This is a genomic window from Mesorhizobium sp. ESP7-2, assembly GCF_020164715.1.
Lineage (GTDB): Bacteria > Pseudomonadota > Alphaproteobacteria > Rhizobiales > Rhizobiaceae > Mesorhizobium.
Genome location: NZ_JAIUGQ010000003.1, coordinates 1 through 24,549, shown reverse-complemented (window position 1 = coordinate 24,549; position 24,549 = coordinate 1). Strand labels below are relative to the sequence as shown.

The following is a 24,549-nucleotide window of genomic DNA, read 5'->3' as shown; positions in this document are numbered from 1 at the left end:
TCTTGTTATCAGCTTATTATGGGAAAATTCTTCAGCGCAATATCAGAACGCTGCAAGCGTCTCCTGCAACAGATGCAGGAGCAAAAGGCGCACGCAGGACCAACCCATTGGCGTCGGCAAGCATCCTCAGCATCGAAGAATCCTGGATGCCGAACGGCGTCGCCACCAGTTCGCCGTGGTCTTCCCTGACCACCGCCCGCACATAATCCTGGCGCAGATCATTGGCCGGCATTGCGATGCCCAACCGCGCCTGACGGACGTCCTGACGGTAGGCGCGGCCGCCCAGCCTTGCCAGAAGCGGCTTCAGGAACAGATGCGAGCAGACCAGGCTTGCCACCGGGTTGCCGGGCAGGCCGATGCATCTGATATCGCCGAGGCGTCCGAACATCAGCGGCTTGCCGGGGCGCATGGCGATCTTCCAGAAGCCGAGGGTCATGCCTTCGCCGGTCAGCACCTCATGGATCAGGTCGTGGTCACCTACCGAGGCGCCGCCCAGCGTGACGATGACATCGGCGCCCGCCGCGACCGCTTTCCTGACCAGGCCGGCGATGGCGTCCTTGCGGTCGGCGGCGATCCCGAGATCGAGCGCGAGGGCACCGACCGACTGTGCCACCGCAGCGACGCCATAAGCGTTGGACGAAATAATCTGGTCCGGCCCGAGTTCGCTTCCGGGCGGCAACAGCTCGTCACCGGTGGCGATGATGGCGACCAGCGGCCGTTTCACCACGCTCACTTGGGGATGATTGGCCGATGCAGTCAGCGACAGTGCCGCCGAGTCGAGCACGCGCCCCTTTTCCAACAGCACGTCGCCCTTGGAAAAATCGAGACCGACGCGGCGGATGTTGCGCCACTCGGCGGTGGGCTCGACCACCTCGATATTGCCACCGCCGAGATCCCGGACGTTTTCCTGGATGACGATGGTGTCGGCGCCGTCAGGCAGCGGTGCGCCGGTGAAGATGCGTACGGCCTGTGCCTGGCCGACCGTACCATCAAAGCCACGCCCGGCCGGCGCCATGCCGATCACCGAGAGTTTCGACGGTACCGACGCCACGTCAGCGGCACGTACTGCATAGCCGTCCATGGCCGAAGCGTTGAAGGGCGGCTGGGTGCGAAGCGCCATGACCGGTTGCGCCAGCACACGATCGACAGCCTCGATGAGAGGGACGCTTTCGCCGGCCAGCGGCATGGCGCCGTCGAGCAGGCGTTCGAGCGCCTCGGCGACCGGAACCAGCGCCATCAGGCATCTGCCTTGTAGTCGCCGGACTTGCCGCCGGTCTTTTCGACCAGCCGGATACCTGAGATGCCCATGGCGCGGTCCACCGCCTTGGCCATGTCGTAGATGGTCAGGCAGGCCACGGACGCGGCGGTCAGCGCCTCCATTTCGACCCCGGTCTTGCCGGTGACGCGCGCCAGGGCGGTGACCTTCAGGCCGGGCAGCGCATGGTCGGGCTCGATGTCGACGGAAACCTTGGTCAGCAGCAGAGGATGGCAGAGCGGAATAAGCTCATGCGTCTTCTTCGCCGCCATGATACCGGCGATGCGCGCGGTGCCGAGCACATCGCCTTTCTTGGCATTGCCGGCGAGGATGGTCTTCAACGTCTCTGGCTGCATCGAGACGAAACCCTCGGCAATCGCGGTGCGCGTCGTCTCGTCCTTGTCGCCGACATCGACCATGTTGGCCTCGCCCTGCGCACCGAGATGAGTGAGGCCGGCCGCCATCGTCAAATCGCCATAGAGCGACGTGCGTCCATTCGGACGCACAAAGTGCGCTCTATCACTTTGACTCTATGCATCGTGCTCTCCGAAAATCGATTCCGATTTTCGGGCCGATGCATCGGACGCCTTGCCCGTGAGCAGCAAGCGCGTTGCAGCGGTCACATCCCGTTGGCGCATCAAGCTCTCGCCCACCAGGAAGGCGGTAATGTCCATCCTTTGCAGTCTAAGGCAATCGTCATGCGAGAAGATGCCGCTTTCGCTGACCAGCAAATGACCACCCGGCACCATCGCCCGCAGCCGCTCCGACGTATCGAGGCTGGTCTCGAATGTCCGCAGATTGCGGTTGTTGATGCCGATCAATTGCGATGACAGTTTCAGCGCGCGCTCCGTCTCGGCTTCGTCGTGCACCTCGATCAAGGCATCCATGCCGAGTTCGAACGCGGTCGATTCGAGTCGGCTGGCCATGGCGTCATCGACGCTGGCCATGATGATCAAAATGGCGTCCGCGCCCCAGGCCCGCGCCTCGTAGACCTGGTAGGGGTCGAAAAGGAAATCCTTGCGCAGCGCGGGCAGGGCGACGGCGGCTCTTGCCCTGGTGAGGAATTCCGGCGCGCCCTGAAAGGAAGGCGCATCGGTCAGCACGGAAAGACAGGCCGCACCGCCTTCTTCATACGCCTTGGCCAGGCTCGGCGGATCGAAATCGGCACGGATCAAGCCTTTGGACGGACTTGCCTTCTTGATCTCGGCGATCAGTGCGAAGCCGCCCGATCTGCGCTTCGCTTCGAGCGCCGCGAGAAAGCCGCGCGGTGCGTCCGCGTCTTTTGCGCGTGCCTTGATCTCGGCCAGCGACACGCGCGCCTTGGCGGCGGCGATCTCGTCGCGCTTGTAGGCTTCGATCTTGCGCAGAATGTCAGACACGGTTCACCCGTTCGAAATTTCGACCAGCCGGTCGAGCACCTGCAGCGCCCGGCCGCTGTCGATGGCCTGCGCGGCGATGGCGATGCCGTCACCGAGCGTCGTCGCCTTGCCCGCAATCACCAGTCCGGCGCCGGCATTCATCAACACCGTGTCGCGGTAGGCGCCGGCGGCGCCGCCCAGCATGTCGCGCAAGGCCTTGGCATTGTAGGCGGCATCGCCGCCGCGCAGCTCATCCTTGGTATGGCGCTTCAGTCCAACCTCTTCCGGGGTCAGCGTAAAGCTGCGGATTTCGCCGCCAACCAATTCGGCGACCTGCGTCTCGCCGGTAGTGGTGATCTCGTCATAGCCATCGCCATGGGCGACCCAGGCATGCTCGGTGCCGAGCGCCTTCAGCGTCTCCGCCACCGGCATGATCCATTCCGGCATGAACACGCCGACCATCTGCCGCTTGACGCTGGCCGGGTTGGAAAGCGGGCCGAGCAGGTTGAAGATGGTGCGCGTGCCAAGCTCGCCGCGAACCGGACCGACATGCTTCATCGCCGGGTGGTGCGCCGGCGCGAACATGAAGCCGACGCCGGCTTCATAGATGCATCTGCCAATAATCTCCGGCGCGATGTCGATCTTGACGCCGAGGGCAATCAGCACGTCGGCCGCGCCGGTCAACGAGGACAGACCGCGGTTGCCGTGCTTGGCGACCGGCACGCCGCTGCCGGCAATGACGAAGGCGGAAGCCGTCGAGATGTTGACCGAGTGCGAATTGTCGCCGCCGGTGCCGACGATGTCGATGGCGCCATCAGGGGCATCGACGCGCAGCATTTTGGCGCGCATGGTGGCGACAGCACCCGAAATCTCGTTCACCGTTTCCCCGCGCACGCGCAACGCCATCAGGAAGCCGCCGATCTGCCCTGGGGTCGCATCGCCCGACATGATGATGTCGAAGGCCTCGCAGGCCTCCTCGAAGGACAGGGCGGTACCGGTCGCGACCTTGGCGATATGGGCTTTCAGCGCGCTCATCTTGTCGAGGCTTGGGCAACGGCGGCCTGGTCGATGCGGACGTCGTACTGCGTCTGCAACTGCGCCACCAATTGATCGAGCAGGTCGTCGGACATGCCGGAGGTGAATGATTTCTGCGCCTCGTCCGGCACCGAGCTGGCGTCGGCGCCGGCCGGTTCGAACACTTCGGCAACCTTGAACAGGATCTGGCCGTCGCCAGTGGGCGAGGGGATCAAGCCGGTGCCGCCTTCGCCGACGCCGAACATCACGGCGGCGCCTTCCTTGCCGAAATCGGCATCATCGGCTTCGCGCTTCAAGCCGCGCTTGGTCTGTTTTTCCAGCTTGAGGTCACCGGCGATGACATCGAGCGTGGCGCCGGCCTTGAGGCGCTTCTCGAGTTCGCCCGCCTTGGCGGCGAGCCGCTTGGTGGTCTCGGCCGCCGTCCAGTCGGCGACAACCTTCTGGCGCACCTCATCAAGAGTGCGGTCGCGGGCCGGTGTGATCGAACCGACCTCATAGAAGACGAAGCCGTTATCCGCCGTGGTCAGCGCCTCGTTTTCGGTGTTGGGTTCCGCATCAAAGACTGCCTTGATAAGCGACGGTGATTCCGGCAGATCCTTGACGATCGAGCCATCGGGCCTCAGGCCATTGCGATCGATGGCATCGATGGTGATGTCCTTAAGCTTCAATTTGGCGGCCGCGTCGGCCAGCGAACTGCCCGATGCACGGGTGTCCTCATAATTGTCATGCACATCCAAAAGGATGCGGCTTGCCTCACCCAGCGCCAGGTCCTTGCGGATCTGGTCGGACACTTCGGCGAGCGGCTTCACCGCCTCGGGCTTGATCTCGGTCACGCGCAGCAGCACTGGACCGAAGGTACCCTGAACGACCTGGCTGACTTCATTGACGTTGAGCGCGAAGGCGGCATCGGCAACAGCCTTATCGGCGATCTTGTCCTTGGCGAGTGTGCCAAGCAGCGTGTCGGCCGGAGTCTTGCCTTCGGCGGTCACCAGCTTGTCGAAGGTGGCGCCGGCCTTGAGCGAATCGAGCGCTGCCTTGGCCGCATCCGGCGTCTTGAACACAAGCTGCTCGATGGTGCGCATTTCGGGCGTGGTGTAGCGTGCCTTGTTCTTGTTGTAATCGTCGCTGACCTGCTGGTCGGTGACCGCGGTCGTATCCATGATGTCCACCGGTTCCAGGCGGACATAGGAGAATTTGCGGTATTCAGGCGCGGTGTAGGTTTTCTTGTTGGCCTCGAAATAGGCCTGGAGCACGCTGTCGCTCGGCGCTTCGATCGGCTCGACCAGCGTCTTCGGCAACGTCAAATAATCGACGGTGCGGTCTTCGCCGCGGTAGAGCGCGACCGCCTTGAAGAACGTGTCCGGGGCCTTGAGGCCGTCCGAGACCGCCTCGACGATCTGCTGGCGCACCGCCACCTGGGCGCGGTTCTTCAGGTAATCCTCGGGCCGCATACCGACTTCGTGCAGCATGTAGTCGAATGTCCTTCGGTCGAACTGACCGCCAGGACCCTTGAAAGCCGGATCTTCGCGGGTAAGTTCGGCCAGCCGGTCCTTGGAGAGGCCGAGGCCCAGCTTGCGTGCCTGTTCGTCGAGGACGGCACCGGAAACGAGCTGCGCGAGCACCTGGTTGTCGATGCCGAGCGCCTTTGCCTGTTCATGAGTGAGGCGCTGACCGAACTGCTGCGACATGACAGCGAGCTGGCGATCATAGGCGAGGCGGTATTCGTTGATCGATACCTTGGTGCCACCAGCGATTATCACCGAATCGTGGCCCGCAAAGCCGCCCATCAGCCGTCCGGAGATGCCCCAGGCAGCGAAACTGACCACCAGCAGCGAAAGCAAGGTCTTCGCGACCCAGGTACCCGCCGCGTTTCTCAATACACCAAGCATGGTTACTTCCGATTTATGCGCATTTTCGCGTGCGCCGAGTCTGAAACAAGCGCAATAGCGCCCTTCCGGTCCACTGTCGATTGCTTTGTGGCCTGATTTTGGTAGTGAGGGCCAGAGCCTGATATCGCCCGGAGAAGCACACCATGACGCCAGGAATTCGCCCGCTTGTCGCCGGCAACTGGAAAATGAACGGCACCAGCGCCTCGCTGAACGAGCTCAGGATGATCGGCAACGGTTTCATGAGCGGGCTCGACGCCGAGACCGAAGCACTGGTCTGCGTTCCCGCGACGCTGCTTTCCCATGCTGCGGAGATCCTGTCACGCACGCCTGTCCATGCCGGCGGTGAGGACTGCCATAGCAAGGAAAGCGGCGCCTATACCGGCTGCATTTCCGCGGAGATGCTGAAGGACGCGGGCGCGAGCCATGTCATTGTCGGTCACTCCGAATGCCGCGAACAAAGGGGCGAGGACGACGCGACGGTCCAGGCCAAGGCCGCCGCGGCCTGGCGTGCCGGGCTGGTGGCCATCGTTTGCATCGGCGAGACGCGGCAGGAGCGTGAGGCTGGAGCCACGCTGGAGGTGCTGTCGCGCCAGGTGGCCGGCTCGGTGCCGCCAAGCGCGACGCACTCCAACACCGTCATTGCCTATGAGCCAGTGTGGGCGATCGGCACCGGCCTGACGCCAACCGCCGCCGATGTGGCTGAAGCGCATGCGCATATCCGCGAAAAGCTGTCGGAAAAGCTGGGGACCGCCGCTGCTAGAATGCGCATTCTCTATGGCGGATCGGTCAAGCCGTCCAACGCGGTGGAACTGCTGGGCGTCCGGAATGTCGATGGCGCGCTGGTCGGCGGCGCCAGCCTGAAAGCGGCTGATTTCCTGGATATCGCCGAAGCCTATCGCAGCATTGCAGGCTGAGATTCACGAGGATGGGCGGCTCTCGTCCCGTCCAAATTCGTTGCAAAGGGCGCGTTGCTTCCCATATTCCGGCCACGGGCTTGGAAATGCCGTGAAAGCATTGTATTGAGCCGCCTCCAATTCACCGGTCGTGTCCGCGGCCGGGCAAGGCCTTGCCAGGATAAACTATGCAAACCGTACTGATCGTCATCCATCTAATGGTCGTGCTCGCCCTTGTCGGCGTGGTGCTGCTGCAGCGCTCCGAAGGCGGCGGTCTCGGCATTGGTGGCGGATCGGGCTTCATGACGGCGCGCGGCGCCGCCAACGCTTTGACCCGGGCGACGGCGATCCTGGCGGCTGCGTTCTTCGTGACCTCGCTGACCTTGTCGATCATTGCCCGCTACGGCGAGAAGCCGATCGACATTCTCGATCGGGTTCCCACGACCTCGGACGGCAAGGGCGTGCTCACCCAACTGCCGGGTAAGACCACGCCGGCACCCGCCGGCAACGCCACGCCGACGCCGCCGTCCGGAAACGACGCCGCGGCAAAGCCTCCGGCAACGGCCCCGGCCACCGCGCCAACGACCAATGGGACCACCAACACCGCGCCGGCGGCGCCTCAGGTTCCGAACCAGTAACCTCCACGTTTCCAAACCGCGATCTGTGATCGTTTGAACACAGTCGCGGCAAATGCTGCGCGATCACGAAGATTCGACGGGCGGCAGTGTGGTCTCGCGCTTGAGGCATCCGCGCTTATTCGACTATAGATTGCACGCGGCATTTTCGGCGTCCTTGGGGGACGTCGGGCGACGCCGTGGGCAACAAGCATTGAACGATCGGATCTTCGCCATGCAGCTTCGCAGCTTCATTTTCCTGGGACTTTGCGCCGCAATCGGCATGAGTTCCCCGGCCTTCGCCGGCATGCCGGCAAACATGGCCGCACAACAGTCGGTGTCGCTTGAAAAAACTGACGCCATCCCCGTCGCGGCCAAGAGCGATGCGGCGCAGTTGAAGCTTCTCAAGAAGAAGAAAAACCCGACACCGGACGATCTCGCCCAGATCAAGAAGATCGAGGCCAAGATCGCCGCTGGCAAGGAAGACGCCAAAGCCAAGGCGCTCGAAGCCAGGAAGCTGGCGATGCGCGAAGCGGCGAAAGCCAGGGCTGACGCGGACCGGAAGGCATTCCTGGCCAGCAAGGGCCAGAAAGCATCAGCATCTGAAGTAGCCGATGCCAAACCGGCCAAGAAGACCATCAAGGTCATCGAGCCGATTGAACCGGTCACGCCGATCCAGTCGGCCGAGCCGATCCCGGCCGAGGCGATGAATGTCGCTTTGACCGGTAACAATGGCGAATTGCGCAGCGAGGTCGTCGGTGGCCAGAAGCAGTCGAGCGGCGGTCTGTTTGCTGGTCTGTTCGGTGGAACCTTATCTGGCTCATCGATCAGTTATCTGCCCGAGACACGCGCGCTCGACTCGGCACTTGCCCAGAAGAACGCCAAGAAGCCGTTCAAGGTAAAGCCGGAATTCGTGCCTCAGGACGTGGAATTCACGGGCTATGATGCCGGTACAATCGTCATCGACACCAGCGCTCGCCGGCTCTATCTCGTCGAATCGTCCACGACCGCGCGTCGCTACGCCATCGCGGTCGGTCGCGAAGGCCTGCAGTTCAAGGGCACGGTCGCGGTCGGCGACAAGCAGGAATGGCCGCGCTGGATCCCGACGCTCGACATGCAGAAGCGCGAGCCCAAGCACTACGGCCAGTACAAGGACGGCATGGCCGGCGGTGGCCAGAACCCGCTCGGCGCCCGCGCCATCTATCTCTATGACGGCAAGAAGGACACGCATCTGCGTATCCACGGCACCATCGCGCCGCAGTCTATCGGCACCAGCGCCTCCAATGGCTGCTTCCGTATGATGAACGAGCACGTCATGGATCTCTACAGCCGAGTCCGGGTCGGCACCAAAGTCGTCATCATCTGACGTCTCCATCATCATGCCGAAAGGGCCGGCTCAGCCGGCCCTTTTGTTTTGCTTGGAGCGGTCCAACGTTTTGTAGAATCGCCAACCCGCTCCAAGTCTTTGTTTTTATGTCAATTCCGGACGGAAGACCGCTATGCGCTTTTTCTTGGAATTGCTCTAAGGTCCCGGTCAACCCGTTTGGTCGTGATCCCGTCCGAAAACCGGATCCCACTTTTTGGGGATCAAGGTCCGAGCGCCTTTTTGGGAAAAAGCCTTCGCGGCGGTTTTTTCTCTGGCGGAATCAATCAGGCCGCGTTAAGCGATGACTCCCATGGCGCGATATGTATTCATCACAGGCGGCGTGGTTTCCTCACTTGGAAAAGGCATTGCCGCAGCGGCCCTTGGGGCTCTCCTGCAGGCGCGAGGCTATCGCGCACGCATCAAAAAACTCGACCCCTACCTCAATGTCGATCCCGGCACGATGTCGCCGTACCAGCATGGCGAAGTGTTCGTCACCGATGATGGTGCCGAGACCGACCTCGACCTTGGTCATTACGAGCGCTTCACCGGCCGTTCCGCCAATCAGCAGGACAACATCACCACCGGGCGTATCTACAAGAACATCATCGAGCGCGAGCGGCGTGGCGACTATCTCGGCGCGACCGTGCAGGTCATCCCGCACGTTACCGACGAGATCAAGAACTTCGTCCTCGACGGCAATGACGACTATGATTTCGTGCTGTGCGAGATCGGCGGCACGGTCGGCGACATCGAGGCGATGCCGTTCCTCGAGGCGATCCGCCAGCTCGGCAACGATCTACCGCGCAACAACGCTGTCTACGTGCATCTGACCTTGATGCCCTATATCCCGACGGCGGGTGAACTGAAGACCAAGCCGACCCAGCATTCGGTCAAGGAATTGCGGGGCATCGGCATTGCGCCTGACATTCTTCTGGTGCGCGCCGACCGTGCCATCCCCAAGGAAGAGCGCCGCAAACTGTCGTTGTTCTGCAATGTTAGGGAGAGCGCCGTCATTCAGGCGCTCGACGTGCCGCATATCTACGACGTGCCTATGGCCTATCACAGGGAAGGTCTCGATTCGGAAGTGCTGGCCGCCTTCGGCATCGACCCGGCGCCTAAGCCGCGCATGGAGCCGTGGCAGGCGGTCTCGAACCGCATCCACAATCCGGAGGGCGAGGTCACCATCGCCATCGTCGGCAAGTATACCGGCCTCAAGGACGCCTACAAATCTCTGATCGAGGCGCTTTCGCATGGTGGGCTGGCCAACCACGTCAAGGTCAAGCTCGACTGGATCGAATCGGAAATCTTCGAAAAGGAGGACCCGACGCCTTGGCTGGAGAAGGTGCATGGCATCCTCGTGCCCGGCGGCTTCGGCGAACGCGGCTCCGAAGGCAAGATCCTGGCGGCGAAATTCGCGCGTGAGCGCAAGGTGCCGTATTTCGGCATCTGCTTCGGCATGCAGATGGCCTGCATCGAGGCGGCGCGATCGCTGGCCGGCGTCGAACATGCCTCGTCGACCGAATTCGGCCCGACCAAGGAACCGGTCGTCGGTTTGATGACCGAATGGCTGAAGGGCAACATGCTGGAAAAGCGTAGGGCGAGCGGCGATCTCGGCGGTACCATGCGGCTCGGCGCCTATCAGGCCGAGCTCGCCAAGGGCTCGAAGATCGCCGATATCTACGGCGACACCCAGATTTCCGAACGTCACCGGCACCGCTACGAGGTCAATATCGACTACAAGCAGCGCCTGGAGGATTGCGGGCTGGTCTTTGCCGGCATGTCGCCCGACGGTGTGCTGCCGGAGACGGTCGAATACCCCGACCATCCCTGGTTCATCGGCGTGCAATATCATCCCGAGCTGAAGAGCCGGCCGCTCGATCCGCATCCGCTGTTCGCCAGCTTCATCGAGGCGGCGGTGGAGCAGAGCCGGCTGGTCTGATCGCTACCATGCGGACCTATGTGGCGCTCCTCTACAGCATCACCCTGGGAGAGGGGCGGCGGGTCGTCATGTCCGACCTCAAGGCGATGGCGGAAGGCCTTGGCCTGAAGAATGTCCGCACCCTGTTGGCGACCGGCAATCTGGTTTTCGAGAGCGAGAAGATCTCGGTCGCCGGACTCGAGGAGCGGCTGGAATCCGCCTTCGAGCAGACCTTTGGCCGCCATGTCGACATCATCGTCCGTGCCGCCGGAGACTGGTGCAAACTCGCAAACGGCAATCCATTCCCGAGCGAGTCGGTGGAAGCCGGCGACCAGGTCGTGGTGCGCGTGATGCGCAAACCCGTGGCCGAGGATGCGATATCTGGCTTTCAGGCTTATGCCGCAGTGGACGAGAAGGTGCTTCTGGTCGGCGGCGACATCTGGGTCGTCTTTTCACGGGAGAGGCCCAGCTCGCGGCTGCTTGCGGCCGCAAATCACAAGCGCATGGGCATCGGAACCTCGCGCAACTGGAATACGGTGCGCAAGCTGGCCGAGATGACAAGGGCATAAATCTGGGGCGGCGTTGCGCCGCCCCAGAAATGCCTTTCAGGCTTTTGCTATCTTGGCGCCTGCACCCAGGGCGGCGGTGCGCAGCACGTAATAGATGACGCCGGCGATCGCCACGCCGAAGAACCAGCCATAAACGCCCCACCAGGACGGCAGCCAGTTGGTGAAGTTCGGCAGGATCGAGGAGAAGATGGCGCCGATGCCGGCGGCGATGAAGGCATTGACGTGCCAGCCACCCTGGAAGCGGAACTCGCCGTCCTCGCGATAGAGCGCCTCGACGTCGACCTCGCCCTTCCGGATCAGATAGTAATCGACCATCATCACGCCGAAGATCGGTCCCATCGTCGCGCCGATGACGTTGACGAAGGAGGCGGCACTGCCTTCCCACGGTGCGAAGGGATAGAGAACGAGCGCGATGACGGCGGCGATGTAGCCACCCTTCTTGAAGTCGATCTGACGCGGGAAGACGTTGGAGAAGTCGAACGCAGGTGAGACGAAGTTGGCCACCACATTGATACCCAAGGTCGCCACCGCGAACGTCAAGGCGGCAAGGGCAGCTAGGAACAAGCTGTCGAACTTGGCCGAGATCTGGTCGGGGTGCAGCAGCACCTCATGGTAGACGTCGTAGGCGGCGATGGTGGTGACGCCGGCGACCAGCGAGAACAGGATGAGGTTGACCGGCAGACCCCAGATGTTCCCCTTGCGCAATGCCGCCTGATTGGGCGCATAGCGGGCGAAATCGCAGAAATTGAGATAGAGCGCCGAAAAATACGTCACCCAGATCGCGGCCACCGCGAACAGCGACGTCCACGAGCCCGGCGTTCCAGGCACGCCGGCGTCCTTGGTCTTTTCCAGAAGCACGTCCATCGGGATGTCGCTGGTGAAGGCGAAGGTTCCGGATTTGACGCAGAGATAAACGGCCAGGAGCAGCATCATCACCCAGACGGCGGGGCCTGCCCAATCCTGGAACCGGCGCACCGTTTCCATGCCTTTCTGGATGATCAGCAGTTGCAGGGCCCATATGACCACGAAGCAGATCACCTCCAGGCCGGAATGGCCGAGGAAATGGGTATTGGCGTTGAAATCGGCGAACGATTGCGAGCGGATGAGCAATGCGACGATCGCACCGGAGGCGGCGGCTGTCTGTGCGCCGTACCAGAAGCAGGCGACGACGGCGCGCACCAGTGCCGGAATGTTGGCGCCCCAGATGCCGAAGGAGGCGCGGGCGAGCACGGGGTAGGGCACACCGGTCTTCACACCGGCGTAGCCGACCATGTTCATCAGCGCGTAGATGATCAGCGAGCCGATGCCGATGGCGATGATGAAATTGACGAAGCCGCCACAGAACAGAAACAGGCTGGCGGCGAGGTAGTAGCCCCACAGGCTATGGACGTCCGACGTCCAGACGTTGAAGATCGAGAACGGTCCCCAGTTTCGAACCTTGGCGGGAGCGAGGTCTTCATTATACAGGTCAGGCGATGCGCCTTGTATCGTCATTGCAATGTCCCCTTCTTGCATCACGCGCCCTCACGCGTTGACCGCAGAGGTTACGCCTGACGCGGGGGAACCGACAAGCAAGCTATTTGCCGGCTTTGGCCTTAAAGATATTCAATACGAACCGCGATTATCGACGGGCCATGATGGTGAGCCGCTTTTCAAAAGGCCTGCCTGTCGATTCGAATTTTCGATCCACGGCTTCAGGCTGGATGAACCCGCGTTCACAACATCTGTCGGCAAGAGCGGCTGCTTACAGCATGTCGCGGCGAATAGGATTCGCCTGACCTGCTGTAAGCTTCTGATTTTATGCATGTCGTAATCCCGGAACCGAGGACGCTTCCGCGCGACATGCATTAGGCGATGGCCATGACCCGCTTGTGGTCCTCGACTTCGGAAAGCAGCCAATCCTGAAACAGGCCGGTACCCGGCTTGTTGCCTATGCTGCGACGCTGATGCAGGTAGATGCCGGCCGGATAGGTGTGGCGGGCGCTGAACGGGGCGACCAGCTTGCCCTGCTGCAGCAGATCCTGGGCCATCATCGTGTCGGCAAGCGCTATTCCAGCGCCATTGATCGCCTCGCGCATGATCAGCGTGCAATCATCCAGCGTCGTGCTGGATTTCGGCGTCGTGTCCAAGACGCCTTCCTGCTCCAGCCAGCGCTTCCATCGCATGGTCTCGCATTCGTGGATCAGATGGTGATTGACCAGATCGGCGGGCGATCGCAGCGGCATCGGCCCGTCGAGCAGCGAGGGCGCGCAGACCGGCGTCAGAACCAGCGGGATCAGCAGCGTCAGCGCCGGGCCGGCCTTGTAGACGAACTCGTCGACGATGGCCAGATCGAAATTGGCCCGCTTGCCCGATGTCGATATCTCCAGATCCACGGCCGGATGCTGCCGGCGAAAGCTCGGCAACCGGTCCGCCAGCCAAAGGTTCAGAACTGCCGGCACGCACAGGACCCGGACACGCTGGGTCCTGCCGTGGCTCGGGCCGTTGGCGAGACTGACATCGTCGGTAGCGCGCCAGATGGCCTCGAACGCCTCGGAGAGGCTGCGTGCATAGTAAGAGCCCCGGATGGTCGGCGTTATCTGACGAAAGCCGCGCTCGAACAAATCCTGACCGAGATTCCTTTCAAGCGCACGGATGTGACGGCTGATGGCAGAGGGCGTCAAATGCAGTTCTTCCGCTGCATCCTTGACGCTGCCGAGACGTGCGGCGGCCTCGAAAGCGCGCATGCCATTGAGTGAGGGTAGGGCCATTGGCCGATCATGAATTGTCAGTTGAGTTTTTGTCAATCGACATGGACAAAATTGGCGTTTGATCGCTTGGCCGGTTCAGGGATACCCAAGAGGGAAGAGCAACTAAGTCTTCTTACGAAAACGACTATTTGGGGACTTCGGCACCATTCCACCAACGGCGGCGACCGGCTTGACCGGCTTCCACCGGTGGCAGGCGAAGCATTGCGCAAGCTGCAATCGGCGCTTCGGCCAAAGCCCACAATGAGGAGAACGCCCACTTATGCCTCAATCGCCAGTGCCGGTCTTTGAAACGGCGGAAGAGATTTCCGCGGAAACCTCCGTCGTCGTGATCTTGCAGACTGCCCAGACAGGCTTTGGTCCGCGGGCAATGGCACTGGATACCGAAATGGGCGGGATCCTCTCCCGGGCATGTGCCGATACGACCGTCTTGGCCGAATCCGGCACCTGTATCGATGTCATTGCCCCCCAGACGGTATCGGCCCGTCGCGTGATCGTACTTGCCCTGGGCAAGGCCGAGGCCGTCACCGCGCTCTCCTTGGCGCACGCCGGCGGCCTGCTGGCTGCGCATCTGGAAGGCAAAGGGGAATGCGCGGCTACCCTGGTCCTGGACCCTATTGCAGGCATAGGTCTGCCGGGAGCGGAAATCCTGGCAAGAATAGCGCTTGGCATGCGGCTGCGGCGCTATCGTTTCGACATGCGCAACCGGCGCCAAAGGGCGGGGGCGGATCGGACCCTGCGGGTGCAACTGGTCGGGGCCGGCGGTTCGGAGCTGAATTCGGCACTGGCGCGGATCAATGCCATCGCGGATGGCGTCGAATATGCGCGCACGCTGGTCAACCTGCCGCCGAACCATCTCCATCCCGACAATTTCCACGATCATCTGGAGCCGTTGCACGAAGCTGGCATCGACGTCGAGATACTCGATACGGCAAGGCTCGGGGAACTCGGCATGAACGCGATCCTGGCCGTGGGGTCAGGTTCGGTGCGACCGCCGCGCGTCGCGGTCCTGCGCTATCGCGGCAAGGGTGGCCCCGCACAGCCGCTGGCCTTCGTCGGCAAGGGCGTCTGTTTTGATTCCGGTGGTCTCTGCATAAAGCGCGGCGAGCAGATGTTCGACATGAAGGCCGACATGGGCGGCGCGGCCGCGGTGGTCGGCCTGCTGATCGCGCTGGCCCGGCAAGGCAGCCCGGTGCACGTGGTCGGCGTGCTCGGCATTGCCGAGAACATGCCGTCGGGCACCGCGCTCAAGCCGCGCGACATCATCACGACAGCGTCCGGGCAGACCGTGGAAGTGTTCGACACGGATGCGGAAGGGCGCCTGATCCTGGCCGACTGCCTCTATTATACCGCCTCGCGTTTCAACCCGTCGGTGATCGTCGACCTCGCCACTTTGACCTATTCGGTGATGCGCGGTCTCGGATCGGTATTCGCCGGCCTCTTCAGCACCGACGATGCCATCGCCTCGCGGATGATCGCGGCCGGAGAAGCGGTCGGCGAGCGGTTCTGGCGGCTGCCGCTCGACCGGGCTTATGACGAGGGGCTGCAATCGCCGTTCGCGGACCTGCGGCATCACGCCAAGGACATGGAAGACGGCGACGCTCCCTACGCCGCGGCGTTCCTGCGTCACTTCACCGAGGATCGGCCCTGGGTGCATCTCGACATTGCCGGCAAGGAACTGGCCGACACGGATCGGCCCCTTGGCAGGCAAGGCGCCACGGCGTTCGGCGTGCAGATGCTGGAAGAATGGGTTCGGTCCAGCCGGGAGGCGAACTAGTGACAAGCAACATGTCTTCAACCGCGCAAGGAGCGGGGATGTCATCAGAAATCGTCACCAGGGAAGGGCGGGCCGGATTCGGCGGCTACGAAACTTGGTATCGGGTCAGCGGCGAGCTCGATGCCGGCAAGGCTCCGGTCGTTATCCTGCATGGCGGGCCGGGCGCCGCCCATAATTATGTCGATGCCTACAAGCTTCTTGCCCGAACAGGCCGTGCCGTCATCCACTACGACCAATTGGGCTGCGGCAATTCAACCTTGCTGCCTGACAGAGGCGCCGATTTCTGGACGCCCAGGCTGTTCATCGACGAACTTGAAAACCTCGTCGATCATCTCGGGATCCGAGGCGGCTTCCACGTGCTCGGACAGAGCTGGGGCGGCATGTTGGGCGCTGAATATGGGGTGACGCGACCGAAGGGCCTGAAGTCGCTGACCATCGCAAACTCACCGGCGTCCATGACGCTATGGGTACAGGAGGCCAACCGGCTACGCGCCGACCTGCCCAAGGACGTGCAGGAGACGCTGACCCGGCACGAACAGGCCGGCACGACGGATCATCCGGACTACCAGGCAGCGACGATGGTGTTCTACGAGCGCCATGTCTGCCGGGTCGTGCCGTTCCCGCCCGAAGTGACTGAGACTTTCGCCCAGGTCGTGCGCAATCCGACCGTTTACAACGTCATGAACGGTCCGAACGAATTCCACGTCATCGGAACGCTGAAGAGCTGGAGCATCATCGACCGCTTGCCAGCCATCGATGCTCCCACGCTGATCATCTCCGGCCGTTACGACGAGGCCACGCCTGCGACAGTGCAGCCCTTCAAGGACGGCATCAAGGGATCGCGCTGGCAGATATTCGAGCATTCCAGCCATATGCCGCATGTCGAAGAGCAGGATCTATGCATGCGGGTGGTGGGAGACTTCCTGGACGACAACGACAACTGAGAAAAGGGGAACTACGACATGAAGAAATTGCTCTTGGCGGCGTCGGCCGCGGCATTGCTGGCCGGCATGTGGCTGGCTCCGGCACAGGCCGAATATGTCAAAGAACACCGAGGCGGCACTATTCGCCTGCTGGCCCGCTCGGCCGCCGGAACGCTCGATCCGCATATCAACTACACCGATCAGGGCTGGCAAATGTATCAGCCGATCTATGACGGCCTGGTCGCCTTCCGCAAGGCCGAGGGCATGGACGGCTTCACCATCGTTCCCGATCTGGCCGAGGCGCTGCCGCAGGTCAGCAATGACGGAAAGACCTTCACCTTCAAGCTGCGCAAGGGCATCAAGTTCTCCGACGGCAAGGATCTCGGCGTGAAGGACGTCGTTGCTTCCTTCCAGCGCATCTTCAAGGTCTCCGGACCGACCTCCGGTACCTTTTATGCCGGCATCGTCGGCGCCGACAAATGCCTTGCCGACACCAAGAGCTGCACGCTGGAAGGCGGGGTTGTGGGCGACGAAGCGGCCGGCACCGTCACGTTGAACCTCACCAAGCCGGACGCCGAGATTCTCTACAAGCTCGCCTTGCCGCACGCCGTGGTGCTGCCGGCGGACACGCCCGCGGAAGACATGGGCTCCAAGCCCATTCCCAGCACCGGTGCCTACATGATCTCCGCCTTCGATCCCAACAAAGGCATGACGGTGACCCGCAACCCCAACTTCAAACAGTGGAGCGAGGAAGCCCAGCCGGACGGTTATCCTGATGTCGTCCAGTATGATTTCGGCCTCTCCGAGGAAGCTGCCGTCACCGCGATCCAGAACGGCGAAGCCGACTGGATGTTCGACGCACTGCCCAGCGATCGCCTTGGCGAACTTGGCACCAAGGCCATGGACCAGTTGCACATCTCGCCGCTTTCGGCCTGGTGGTATGCGCCGCTCAACAATCGGCTGGCACCGTTCGACAATGAAAAGGCGCGCCAGGCCGTTGCCTACGCCGTCGACCGCAACACGCTGGTCAAGCTGTTTGGCGGCAAGGTGCTCGCTTCGCCGGTATGCCAGGTCCTGCCTCCGGACTTCCCCGGCCACGAGGATTACTGCCCCTTCACCAAGAACCCCGGCGCCAAATGGTCGGCGCCTGACCTCGACAAGGCAAAGCAGCTCGTCGAGGAATCGGGCACCAAGGGCCAAAAGGTGACCATCATCGTCGAGGACACGGCCATTTCACGGTCCATCGGCGTCTATCTGCAGAGCGTGCTGACCACCATCGGCTATGTCGCCGACGTCAAGCCGATCTCTTCCAACATCCAGTTCACCTACATTCAGAACACCAACAACAAAGTGCAGATGTCCGTCACCCAATGGTACAAGGACTATCCCGCGGCTTCGGACTTCCTGAACATCCTGTTCAGCTGCGCCTCCTTCCGCGAGGGTTCGGACGCTTCGATCAACATCGCCGGCTTCTGCGACAAGGATATCGACGCCAAGATGCAGAAGGCACTGGACCTCGGCGTGACCGACCAGAAAGCCGCCGACAAATTGTGGGCCGAAATCGACAGGCAAGTCACGGACGAGGCACCGGCCGTCGGCCTTTTCACGCCGAAGCGGCTCGACTTCGTCAGCAAGCGCGTTGGCAATTTCAAGTTCAACCGGCAGTTCAACTGGATGATCACCCAATCCTGGGTACAGTAATGGCCTGGGTGCAGTAACGAACCGCGGAGGGGCACGTCCGTGTCGAACGAAGCTGTCGCCATGCCGCGCAAGACGCGAGGGCCTTGGGCCGTCGCGTTTGCGAAGCTGGCAACGGACAGGGCTGCCATGGCATCCCTGGCCGTGTTCCTCCTCATCGTCCTCGCCTGCCTTAGTGCGCCTCTCTACGCGAAATGGGCTGGCGTGGACCCCTTCGCCTCGACGCTCGACGCCGTCATCCAGATCGACGGCGCCGACGTTCCGGTGATGGAACAATCGACAGAGGGGCTCGGGCTCGGCTACACGCCGCTCGGGCCGACATGGCGGCTCGGCAATTACTTCCTAGGCGCCGACAGCCAGGGGCGCGATGTCATGGCCCGGATGCTCTATGGCGGGCTGAGCTCGCTGCTGATCTCCGGGGCGGCCACCATCTTCACCCTGATTCTAGGCACGGCGGCGGGATTGATCGCGGGATATTTCGGCGGCTTCACCGACACGGTGCTGTCGCGCTTGCTGGATGTGCTGTGGGCGTTTCCGATCTATCTCCTGGCGATTTCGCTTTCCATCGTCACCATCGCGCAAGGCATCTCGATCGGGCCGATCGAGATCGAGTCCGGCAGTCTGTGGCTGCCGGTCATCATCATCGGCATCGTCTACATACCCTACGTGGCGCGTCCGATACGCGGGCAGGTCCTGTCGCTGCGCCACAGCGAGTTCGTGCTCGCCGCGATCAATCTGGGGGTGCCGGGGCCGCGGATCCTGTGGCGCGACATCTTGCCCAACATCACCACCACGCTGATCGTCTTCGTGCCGTTGATGATGGCACTGAACATGCTGACGGAATCGGCGCTTTCCTTCCTGTCGATCGGCGTGCAGCCGCCCGCGGCGAGTTGGGGCACCATCATCCAGGACGGCCAGGCGCTGCTTTACACCAGGCCGTTGGTGGCGCTTGTACCGGGCCTGGCGATCGCGGTTTCCGTGATGGCGCTCAATGTCTTCGGCGACGGCCTGCGCGACGCGCTCGACCCACGCTCCAAGGTTCGGCTGGGGCGCGACTGATGATCTATGCCATCCTGCGCCGTTTCGGTCAGATGCTGTTCGTGATGTTCGGCATCTCGGTCATCGTTTTTTTGATCTTCTTCGCGACGCCGGGGGCCGACCCGGCGGCGCGCATCGCCGGCCGCAATGCGTCCCCGGAGGTGCTGGAGGCGGTGCGCCACAGCTTCGGCTTCGACCGGCCGCTCTACGTGCAATATGTGAAAATGATGGAGAAGATCTTCGTCACGGGCGATCTGACCTCCTTCGTCAATCGTGGCTGGAAGGTGGTGCCGGCGGTGATGGATTCGATCCCTGTCACACTCTCGCTGGTGTTCGGAGCGGCGATCCTGTGGGTGGTTGTCTCGATCATGATCGGCATCGTCGCCGCCGCCAGCCGTGACAGCTGGCTGGACAAGCTGCTGATGGCGTTGGGTCTGCTCGGCATTTCCATGCCGGTCTACTGGCTGGGAGAGGTGATGAACCTGATCACCCAGAGCCGCTACCACGACAGTTGGGCGTTCTCCTGGGTGCCGCCGCTCGGCTACAAGAATTTTTCCGACGATCCGAAAGGCTGGTTCCTGACGCTGGTCATACCCTGGATCACGCTGGCCATCCTCTACATCGGCATCTATGGGCGGGTGTTGCGAGCGGCCATCATCGAATCCCTGCAGGAAGACTATATCCGCACGGCCCGGGCCAAGGGCCTGTCGGAGACCCGCATCCTGCTGCGCCATGCCTTGCGCACGTCGCTCATCGCCTTCGTAACCTTGTTCGGCCTCGACTTCGGAGCGCTGGTGGGCGGCTCGGCCCTGCTGACCGAGGTGGTGTTCGGCCTGCACGGCATTGGCAAGCTCACCTATGACGCGTTGCAGAACCTCGATCTGCCGATGATCATGGCGACGGTGATGTACGCTTCCATGTTCGTGGTGATCGCCAACGCGGTTGTCGATTTCGTTTACATCCTTCTCGATCCGCGCCTGAGGACATCATGATATTGTCGGTGCGTGATCTCCGGGTATCCTTCCGGACCGATGACGGCCTGGTGAGGGCCATCGATGGCGTTTCCTTCGATCTCGCGGAAAGCGAAATTCTCGGTGTCGTCGGCGAGTCCGGCTCCGGCAAGACAGTGTCGCTGCTTGCGGTGATGGGCCTGATCACCGACCCCAACGCAATCATCGAAGGCTCGATCCGCTACAAGGGCCGCGAGTTGGTCGGACTGCCGCCGCGCGAACTCAGGCGCCTGCGGGGCAACGAGATCGCGATGATCTTCCAGGATCCGATGACGGCGCTGACGCCGGTCTACACCATCGGCTGGCAGATCGCCGAACAGATCCGCGCGCATCGCAACATCAGCAAATCGAAGGCAATGGAGCGGGTGGAGGAACTTCTGGCCGAGGTGAACTTCCCCAACCCCCACGAAGCGATGTCGCGCTATCCGCATCAGCTCTCCGGCGGCATGCGCCAACGGGCGGTGATTGCGATGGCGCTGTCCTGCAACCCGGCGCTGCTGGTGGCGGACGAGCCGACCACGGCGCTCGACGTCACCGTGCAGGCCGGCATTCTCGATCTCGTGCGCAAGCTGCGCGCCACGCACAAATCGGCCGTCGTCTTCATCACGCATGACATGGGCGTGGTCTCCGAACTCGCCGATCGGGTCATGGTCATGTATGCCGGCCGCATCGTCGAACGCGGCAGCCGCACGGAGTTGTTTTCCGACCCGCGACACCCCTATACGCGTGCATTGCTTGGTTCGATCCCGCCGCTGACTGGTGCGAAACCCCGCCGCCTGCCAGCCATCCCCGGGTCACCGCCATCGCTGCTGCGGTTGCCGCAAGGCTGTGCCTTCGGCCCGCGTTGCCCGGTCCGGTACGAGCCCTGTCTAACCGGCAAGCCCGAGCTTGGCGCCGCCACGCACGCGGCGGCCTGCTTTCGGGTGGCGCAGACATGAGCGGACCGATGATCGACAACGACCGTCCAATCCTCGAAACGCGCTCGCTCGGTAAGCGCTTCTCGATCGGCACCCGTTTTTCCGCCGAAGGCAGGCGAACCGTCCACGCGGTCGACAATGTCTCCCTGACGGTGCGGCGCGGAGAAACCGTCGGATTGGTCGGGGAGTCCGGATGTGGCAAGTCCACGCTGGCGCGCTGTCTGGTTAGACTCTACGACATTTCAGACGGTGAGCTTCTGTTCGAAGGCGACGACATCACCTCGAAGTCGCTGTCTGAACTGAGGCCCCTGCGGCGGCGCCTGCAGATGGTATTCCAGGACCCGTCGGCCTCGCTCAATCCGCGCCGGCGCGTCGGCGATCTCGTGGCCGAACCGTTGCGCATCCATGGCAGGCTCTCATCGCGCGAGATCACCAACCGCGTCGCGGAACTCTTCGACCTCGTCGGACTGTTGCCGGACCATGTCATGCGCTTTCCCCACGAATTCTCGGGCGGGCAGCGCCAGCGTGTCGGCATAGCGCGCGCCATCGCCCTCAATCCCGATCTCGTCGTTCTCGACGAACCGGTCTCCGCGCTCGACGTGTCCGTACAGGCGCAGATCGTCAACCTGCTTGCCGACCTTCAGGAGAAGCTGGACCTCACCTATGTCTTCATCGCCCACGACCTGTCCGTGGTGCGTCAGGTCTCGAGCCGCATCGCGGTCATGTATCTCGGCTCGATCGTCGAGGAGGGGGCCGCGGAAGAGGTGTTTTCAGCCCCGGCCCACCCTTACAGCCAGGCGCTGATCTCGGCTGTTCCCGTCGTCGAGACTACGCCCGGCGGGACGCGCAAGCGGATCATCCTGACAGGCGACGTACCGAGCCCGCTCAAGCCGCCATCCGGCTGCCGGTTCCATCCCCGATGCCCAATAGCGGTTGAGCGCTGCCGCACAGAGCGGCCGGAGCTGAGGGAGTATAGGCCCGGCCGCAAGGTGGCGTGCCACTTTCCGACGGTATAGGCGACATCGCTCATCCATCCGACCGCCAGATTCTTCAAAAATTCAGTTTTTCGCATGGAACCAACCGCCGGGCGGCGCGTTATATGGGGTTCGGTCGAGCGCATCTCGATCGACCGGAGGAAACAATGGACTACCTGCATTTCTTTTCGCCCGTGCGAATATCGCGCGGGCAGGGGTACCCTGTAGAAGAAGTGGACAGCGTCGCCGAGGCGATGGTTTTCTTGCGCAAATGGCCGACAGGACGGCGCGGGCCTGTGTATCAGTGCGCGCTGAATTGCTGCTCGGCCGCCTTGTCGGGACAGATGTCGGCGGAGGAAGCAAGAAAGGCGTTCACCGGCTTTGCCCGGATCACGCGGCTTCTCGACGATGACACGGCTCTGCCGATGGGCAGCGACAGCAAGGCAAGCATACACGCGCTGCGGCGGTAGCCGCCGCGGCCTTTACTGTTGGTGGATCGCGCCCGTTGCGGGCGCGATGTCGCTTGCGCTGCGCTTCGGGGCAAGCCGTCCCCGGCAAACCTGCGGCCGGAGGCGATGACATCGGCATAGTAGCTGCGAATGGCTTCGTGGCCGCGCGGAAACCATCCACCGCCACAGTCGATCACCCCATCCGGTTCGAACAGCGCCGTCATACCATCGACGTCGCCCGCATGTTGCCGCGCAATCAGCAACGGCTCCTGCGGATCGTAGACCGGGTTTCTCAGACTCGGGTCGCTCATCGCCGTAACTCCATTGTTGAGACGGGGTCCGGCGCAATTGGCTCAGACATACCCGGCAGGTCGAGGATTCCTTGGTTCAGCAAGCAATCGTCCGCACCTACGCTGATGACCAAGGACGGCAGACAGTTTGATTGCGGCAATAAATACGCTACATGTCGCGGCAGAACCCGATCCGCCTGGACGGATCGCCTGGAAAACCAATCCGAACAACATGTTGAATGCAAAACTCGCAATCGCCCCGATGATGGACAGGGCAGATAGATAAGTAATATCAGATGGTTGCGGAAGGTCGTGTGCAAAAATCGCACACGAAAGTTCTGCTTCTCTTCCATTTTCGTTCTTGCGACAGACTAGCCGAGTTGCCGCTCAACGCGCCCTATTGCATACGCGCTTGCCGAGCGATCATTTGCGCTAGCCTATCCACTGTTCGCCACCGGCCAGTTTTGTACAGATGAACAACTAGGCTCCAGCGGGCTCTTGGACGTCTGGAGGAAACGAGAGGGTAAGAGGCGGCCCACGGCGTTCGAGGTTCAACTCGAAGTGGCTCCCCGGGCCGGGAAACTGCGAACTATGCTTTGCCGATCCTCCTCAAAACTACGCCAAAGCCCTCCGTGCGGGTTGGGAAGCGTGATCGCGACCTCGCCGAGCGGACCCGGCTTGCCGGTGGTCCGAAGCCGACATTGAGAGCGCGCCGTCTTGCTCGCTGTCGAGAAGGGCCAAGTCCGGACAAAAGACCTGACCGACATCGGCGTTCCTCGCTGCTACCTCGCCCGCATGTGCGGAGAGGGGCTGCTCATCAAGGTATGCTACGGAACAGTTCGTTGCCAAAACCGCGGTTTGCGAAGGGGAGCATTGCTGGCGTTCCAGGCGCGGTACTCGCTTCGTCCAAGCGCGGATCGTCGGGCTCTTCGGCTGCTCGGATTGCAGGGCTGCGGGCCGTGACCGCCGGCCGGTGTTCTTCACACTCACTCCTGACTACGAAGGCTAGCAGCAGGCGCTCAACCGCGACTGGAAGCCGACGTTCCCATAGTGTCACCTCTGCAGCGGCCCGGCACTCGCGAGCGGGGGCGGCCAGCAAATACCGGGCCTAACCGGCGCTGTTGCCTAGTCGCGTCGGCTGCAACCCTTATGCGCTTCCGCTAATATGGGCGAAGCATGCGATTGAAGGAGATCAAAGGCCTGGCGACGGAGCGACGCCCGGCCGGTGCGTGGCCCCGGCGGTAAATATTTCACCTTGTTGCAAAAGTAGCGCAGACTTTTCATGGGAAAATGCGCCAAACTGGAAGTTGACGATTTGGAGACGAAGGCATGAAACTCAGGCTCATCTGTTCCGCGGCGTTTCTGGCAGCCTCTTCTCCAGTCCTGGCGGCCGACTTGGTTGAGCCAGTGGCCGCCATGCCGTACTCGTGGACAGGCTTCTATGTCGGCGCTCAAGTCGGTGGCGCCTGGAATGACAGCCGTTGGTCGCCGGCAAGCTCTCCGGGCTTCGTTCCCTTTAATACAAACGGGTCCGGAGCCGTGTACGGCGGGCAGATCGGCTACAACTATCAGATCAACCAATTCGTCATTGGCATTGAGGGCAACTTCGCAGGCTCTACCGTAAAGGGCGATAGTCAATGTCCGGCCACGCCTGGGTCGGTCTGCCAAACCAAGCAGGACTATCTGGGTTCGGTGCGCGGACGCCTTGGGTACGCAATCGATCGGGTGCTTATCTATGGCGATGGCGGCGTTGCATTCAGCAAGTACAAGTTTGCCGAGACGCAGCTTTTGTTGCAATCTTTTGGGGGTGGGTCTCGGGAAACTTGTAC

At 62.3% G+C, this 24,549-nt stretch carries 21 protein-coding genes; 14 read left to right on the top strand and 7 right to left on the bottom strand.

From position 1 onward, the window contains the following. Nucleotides 1-31: 31 nt before the first annotated feature. The 5 genes from glp to LB543_RS04130 all read right to left on the bottom strand — a co-directional run bounded on the left by glp (nucleotide 32) and on the right by LB543_RS04130 (nucleotide 5,537). Nucleotides 32-1,237 (bottom strand): gephyrin-like molybdotransferase Glp, encoded by a 1,206-nt coding sequence (glp, locus tag LB543_RS04150; RefSeq protein ID WP_224613150.1) that lies wholly within the window; start codon nucleotides 1,235-1,237, stop codon nucleotides 32-34. After that, nucleotides 1,237-1,719: a cyclic pyranopterin monophosphate synthase MoaC gene (moaC, locus tag LB543_RS04145; protein ID WP_224613331.1), complete on the bottom strand. Its 483-nt coding sequence runs from the start codon at nucleotides 1,717-1,719 to the stop codon at nucleotides 1,237-1,239. Before moaC ends, glp begins: the two co-directional genes overlap by 1 nt. Nucleotides 1,720-1,785: 66 nt before the next feature. Further along, nucleotides 1,786-2,634: an indole-3-glycerol phosphate synthase TrpC gene (trpC, locus tag LB543_RS04140; RefSeq protein WP_224613149.1), complete on the bottom strand. Its 849-nt coding sequence runs from the start codon at nucleotides 2,632-2,634 to the stop codon at nucleotides 1,786-1,788. A gap of 3 nt (nucleotides 2,635-2,637) precedes the next feature. Next, on the bottom strand, nucleotides 2,638-3,648 hold the full coding sequence (gene trpD / locus LB543_RS04135; protein WP_224613148.1) for an anthranilate phosphoribosyltransferase: 1,011 nt from the start codon (nucleotides 3,646-3,648) through the stop codon (nucleotides 2,638-2,640). Beyond that, on the bottom strand, nucleotides 3,645-5,537 hold the full coding sequence (locus LB543_RS04130) for a SurA N-terminal domain-containing protein (protein ID WP_224613147.1): 1,893 nt from the start codon (nucleotides 5,535-5,537) through the stop codon (nucleotides 3,645-3,647). Before LB543_RS04130 ends, trpD begins: the two co-directional genes overlap by 4 nt. 143 nt (nucleotides 5,538-5,680) lie before the next feature. On the opposite strand from LB543_RS04130, the gene tpiA reads away from it, so the two are divergent. The 5 genes from tpiA (at nucleotide 5,681) to LB543_RS04105 (ending at nucleotide 10,897) form a co-directional block, all read left to right on the top strand. Further along, nucleotides 5,681-6,451 (top strand): triose-phosphate isomerase, encoded by a 771-nt coding sequence (gene tpiA / locus LB543_RS04125; RefSeq protein ID WP_140757441.1) that lies wholly within the window; start codon nucleotides 5,681-5,683, stop codon nucleotides 6,449-6,451. Nucleotides 6,452-6,618: 167 nt separating this feature from the next. Continuing rightward, on the top strand, nucleotides 6,619-7,068 hold the full coding sequence (gene secG / locus LB543_RS04120; RefSeq protein WP_224613146.1) for a preprotein translocase subunit SecG: 450 nt from the start codon (nucleotides 6,619-6,621) through the stop codon (nucleotides 7,066-7,068). A 211-nt stretch (nucleotides 7,069-7,279) separates the two neighbouring features. Further along, nucleotides 7,280-8,410 (top strand): L,D-transpeptidase, encoded by a 1,131-nt coding sequence (locus LB543_RS04115; RefSeq protein ID WP_224613145.1) that lies wholly within the window; start codon nucleotides 7,280-7,282, stop codon nucleotides 8,408-8,410. 301 nt (nucleotides 8,411-8,711) lie between these two features. Continuing rightward, entirely contained in the window at nucleotides 8,712-10,349 is a 1,638-nt protein-coding gene (locus LB543_RS04110; protein ID WP_140757438.1) for a CTP synthase, read from the top strand. Between the two features lie 8 nt (nucleotides 10,350-10,357). Continuing rightward, complete coding sequence (locus tag LB543_RS04105; RefSeq protein ID WP_224613144.1) at nucleotides 10,358-10,897, top strand: DUF1697 domain-containing protein; 540 nt, start codon at nucleotides 10,358-10,360, stop codon at nucleotides 10,895-10,897. A 36-nt stretch (nucleotides 10,898-10,933) separates the two neighbouring features. Here LB543_RS04105 and LB543_RS04100 read toward each other — a convergent pair whose 3' ends face one another. Together LB543_RS04100 and LB543_RS04095 are read right to left on the bottom strand one after the other, a co-directional pair. Next, complete coding sequence (locus tag LB543_RS04100) at nucleotides 10,934-12,391, bottom strand: NCS1 family nucleobase:cation symporter-1 (protein ID WP_224613143.1); 1,458 nt, start codon at nucleotides 12,389-12,391, stop codon at nucleotides 10,934-10,936. 353 nt (nucleotides 12,392-12,744) lie between these two features. After that, complete coding sequence (locus LB543_RS04095) at nucleotides 12,745-13,647, bottom strand: LysR substrate-binding domain-containing protein (RefSeq protein WP_140757435.1); 903 nt, start codon at nucleotides 13,645-13,647, stop codon at nucleotides 12,745-12,747. Between the two features lie 259 nt (nucleotides 13,648-13,906). Here LB543_RS04095 and LB543_RS04090 point away from each other — a divergent pair, with 259 nt between their 5' ends. The 9 genes from LB543_RS04090 to LB543_RS04050 form a co-directional block, all read left to right on the top strand. After that, nucleotides 13,907-15,421 carry a leucyl aminopeptidase gene (locus tag LB543_RS04090; protein ID WP_224613142.1) on the top strand — a complete coding sequence of 505 codons (1,515 nt, stop codon included), beginning with the start codon at nucleotides 13,907-13,909 and terminating at the stop codon, nucleotides 15,419-15,421. 38 nt (nucleotides 15,422-15,459) lie between these two features. Continuing rightward, nucleotides 15,460-16,365, top strand: coding sequence for a proline iminopeptidase-family hydrolase (locus LB543_RS04085; protein WP_224613141.1), 906 nt, complete (start codon nucleotides 15,460-15,462; stop codon nucleotides 16,363-16,365). 18 nt (nucleotides 16,366-16,383) lie between these two features. After that, nucleotides 16,384-18,045, top strand: a complete 1,662-nt coding sequence (locus LB543_RS04080; protein ID WP_224613140.1) for an ABC transporter substrate-binding protein — start codon at nucleotides 16,384-16,386, stop codon at nucleotides 18,043-18,045. Between the two features lie 39 nt (nucleotides 18,046-18,084). Continuing rightward, nucleotides 18,085-19,101, top strand: a complete 1,017-nt coding sequence (locus tag LB543_RS04075; protein WP_140808424.1) for an ABC transporter permease — start codon at nucleotides 18,085-18,087, stop codon at nucleotides 19,099-19,101. Continuing rightward, complete coding sequence (locus tag LB543_RS04070) at nucleotides 19,101-20,072, top strand: ABC transporter permease (protein ID WP_224613139.1); 972 nt, start codon at nucleotides 19,101-19,103, stop codon at nucleotides 20,070-20,072. Before LB543_RS04075 ends, LB543_RS04070 begins: the two co-directional genes overlap by 1 nt. Beyond that, complete coding sequence (locus tag LB543_RS04065; RefSeq protein WP_224613138.1) at nucleotides 20,069-21,028, top strand: ABC transporter ATP-binding protein; 960 nt, start codon at nucleotides 20,069-20,071, stop codon at nucleotides 21,026-21,028. Before LB543_RS04070 ends, LB543_RS04065 begins: the two co-directional genes overlap by 4 nt. Nucleotides 21,029-21,036: 8 nt before the next feature. Next, the gene (locus LB543_RS04060) at nucleotides 21,037-22,023 is read left to right on the top strand and encodes an ABC transporter ATP-binding protein (RefSeq protein WP_224613329.1); all 987 of its coding nucleotides are present in this window, start codon (nucleotides 21,037-21,039) and stop codon (nucleotides 22,021-22,023) included. Nucleotides 22,024-22,106: 83 nt separating this feature from the next. Then, a complete protein-coding gene (locus tag LB543_RS04055) occupies nucleotides 22,107-22,451 on the top strand; it encodes a DUF982 domain-containing protein (RefSeq protein WP_318012951.1) in 345 nt (114 codons plus the stop codon). Nucleotides 22,452-24,049: 1,598 nt separating this feature from the next. Next, on the top strand, nucleotides 24,050-24,549 hold a 500-nt coding region (locus LB543_RS04050; protein ID WP_224613137.1), incomplete at its 3' end, for an outer membrane protein.

Excerpts from the sequence above, each read along its gene's own strand:
- glp (WP_224613150.1), bottom strand. The coding sequence starts at position 1,237 with ATGGCGCTGGTTCCGGTCGCCGAGGCGCTCGAACGCCTGCTCGACGGC.
- moaC (WP_224613331.1), bottom strand. The coding sequence starts at position 1,719 with ATGGCGGCCGGCCTCACTCATCTCGGTGCGCAGGGCGAGGCCAACATG.
- trpD (WP_224613148.1), bottom strand. The coding sequence starts at position 3,648 with ATGAGCGCGCTGAAAGCCCATATCGCCAAGGTCGCGACCGGTACCGCC.
- LB543_RS04130 (WP_224613147.1), bottom strand. The coding sequence starts at position 5,537 with ATGCTTGGTGTATTGAGAAACGCGGCGGGTACCTGGGTCGCGAAGACC.
- tpiA (WP_140757441.1), top strand. The coding sequence starts at position 5,681 with ATGACGCCAGGAATTCGCCCGCTTGTCGCCGGCAACTGGAAAATGAAC.
- secG (WP_224613146.1), top strand. The coding sequence starts at position 6,619 with ATGCAAACCGTACTGATCGTCATCCATCTAATGGTCGTGCTCGCCCTT.
- LB543_RS04115 (WP_224613145.1), top strand. The coding sequence starts at position 7,280 with ATGCAGCTTCGCAGCTTCATTTTCCTGGGACTTTGCGCCGCAATCGGC.
- LB543_RS04110 (WP_140757438.1), top strand. The coding sequence starts at position 8,712 with ATGACTCCCATGGCGCGATATGTATTCATCACAGGCGGCGTGGTTTCC.
- LB543_RS04105 (WP_224613144.1), top strand. The coding sequence starts at position 10,358 with ATGCGGACCTATGTGGCGCTCCTCTACAGCATCACCCTGGGAGAGGGG.
- LB543_RS04100 (WP_224613143.1), bottom strand. The coding sequence starts at position 12,391 with ATGACGATACAAGGCGCATCGCCTGACCTGTATAATGAAGACCTCGCT.
- LB543_RS04095 (WP_140757435.1), bottom strand. The coding sequence starts at position 13,647 with ATGGCCCTACCCTCACTCAATGGCATGCGCGCTTTCGAGGCCGCCGCA.
- LB543_RS04090 (WP_224613142.1), top strand. The coding sequence starts at position 13,907 with ATGCCTCAATCGCCAGTGCCGGTCTTTGAAACGGCGGAAGAGATTTCC.
- LB543_RS04085 (WP_224613141.1), top strand. The coding sequence starts at position 15,460 with ATGTCATCAGAAATCGTCACCAGGGAAGGGCGGGCCGGATTCGGCGGC.
- LB543_RS04080 (WP_224613140.1), top strand. The coding sequence starts at position 16,384 with ATGAAGAAATTGCTCTTGGCGGCGTCGGCCGCGGCATTGCTGGCCGGC.
- LB543_RS04070 (WP_224613139.1), top strand. The coding sequence starts at position 19,101 with ATGATCTATGCCATCCTGCGCCGTTTCGGTCAGATGCTGTTCGTGATG.
- LB543_RS04065 (WP_224613138.1), top strand. The coding sequence starts at position 20,069 with ATGATATTGTCGGTGCGTGATCTCCGGGTATCCTTCCGGACCGATGAC.
- LB543_RS04060 (WP_224613329.1), top strand. The coding sequence starts at position 21,037 with ATGATCGACAACGACCGTCCAATCCTCGAAACGCGCTCGCTCGGTAAG.
- LB543_RS04055 (WP_318012951.1), top strand. The coding sequence starts at position 22,107 with ATGGGGTTCGGTCGAGCGCATCTCGATCGACCGGAGGAAACAATGGAC.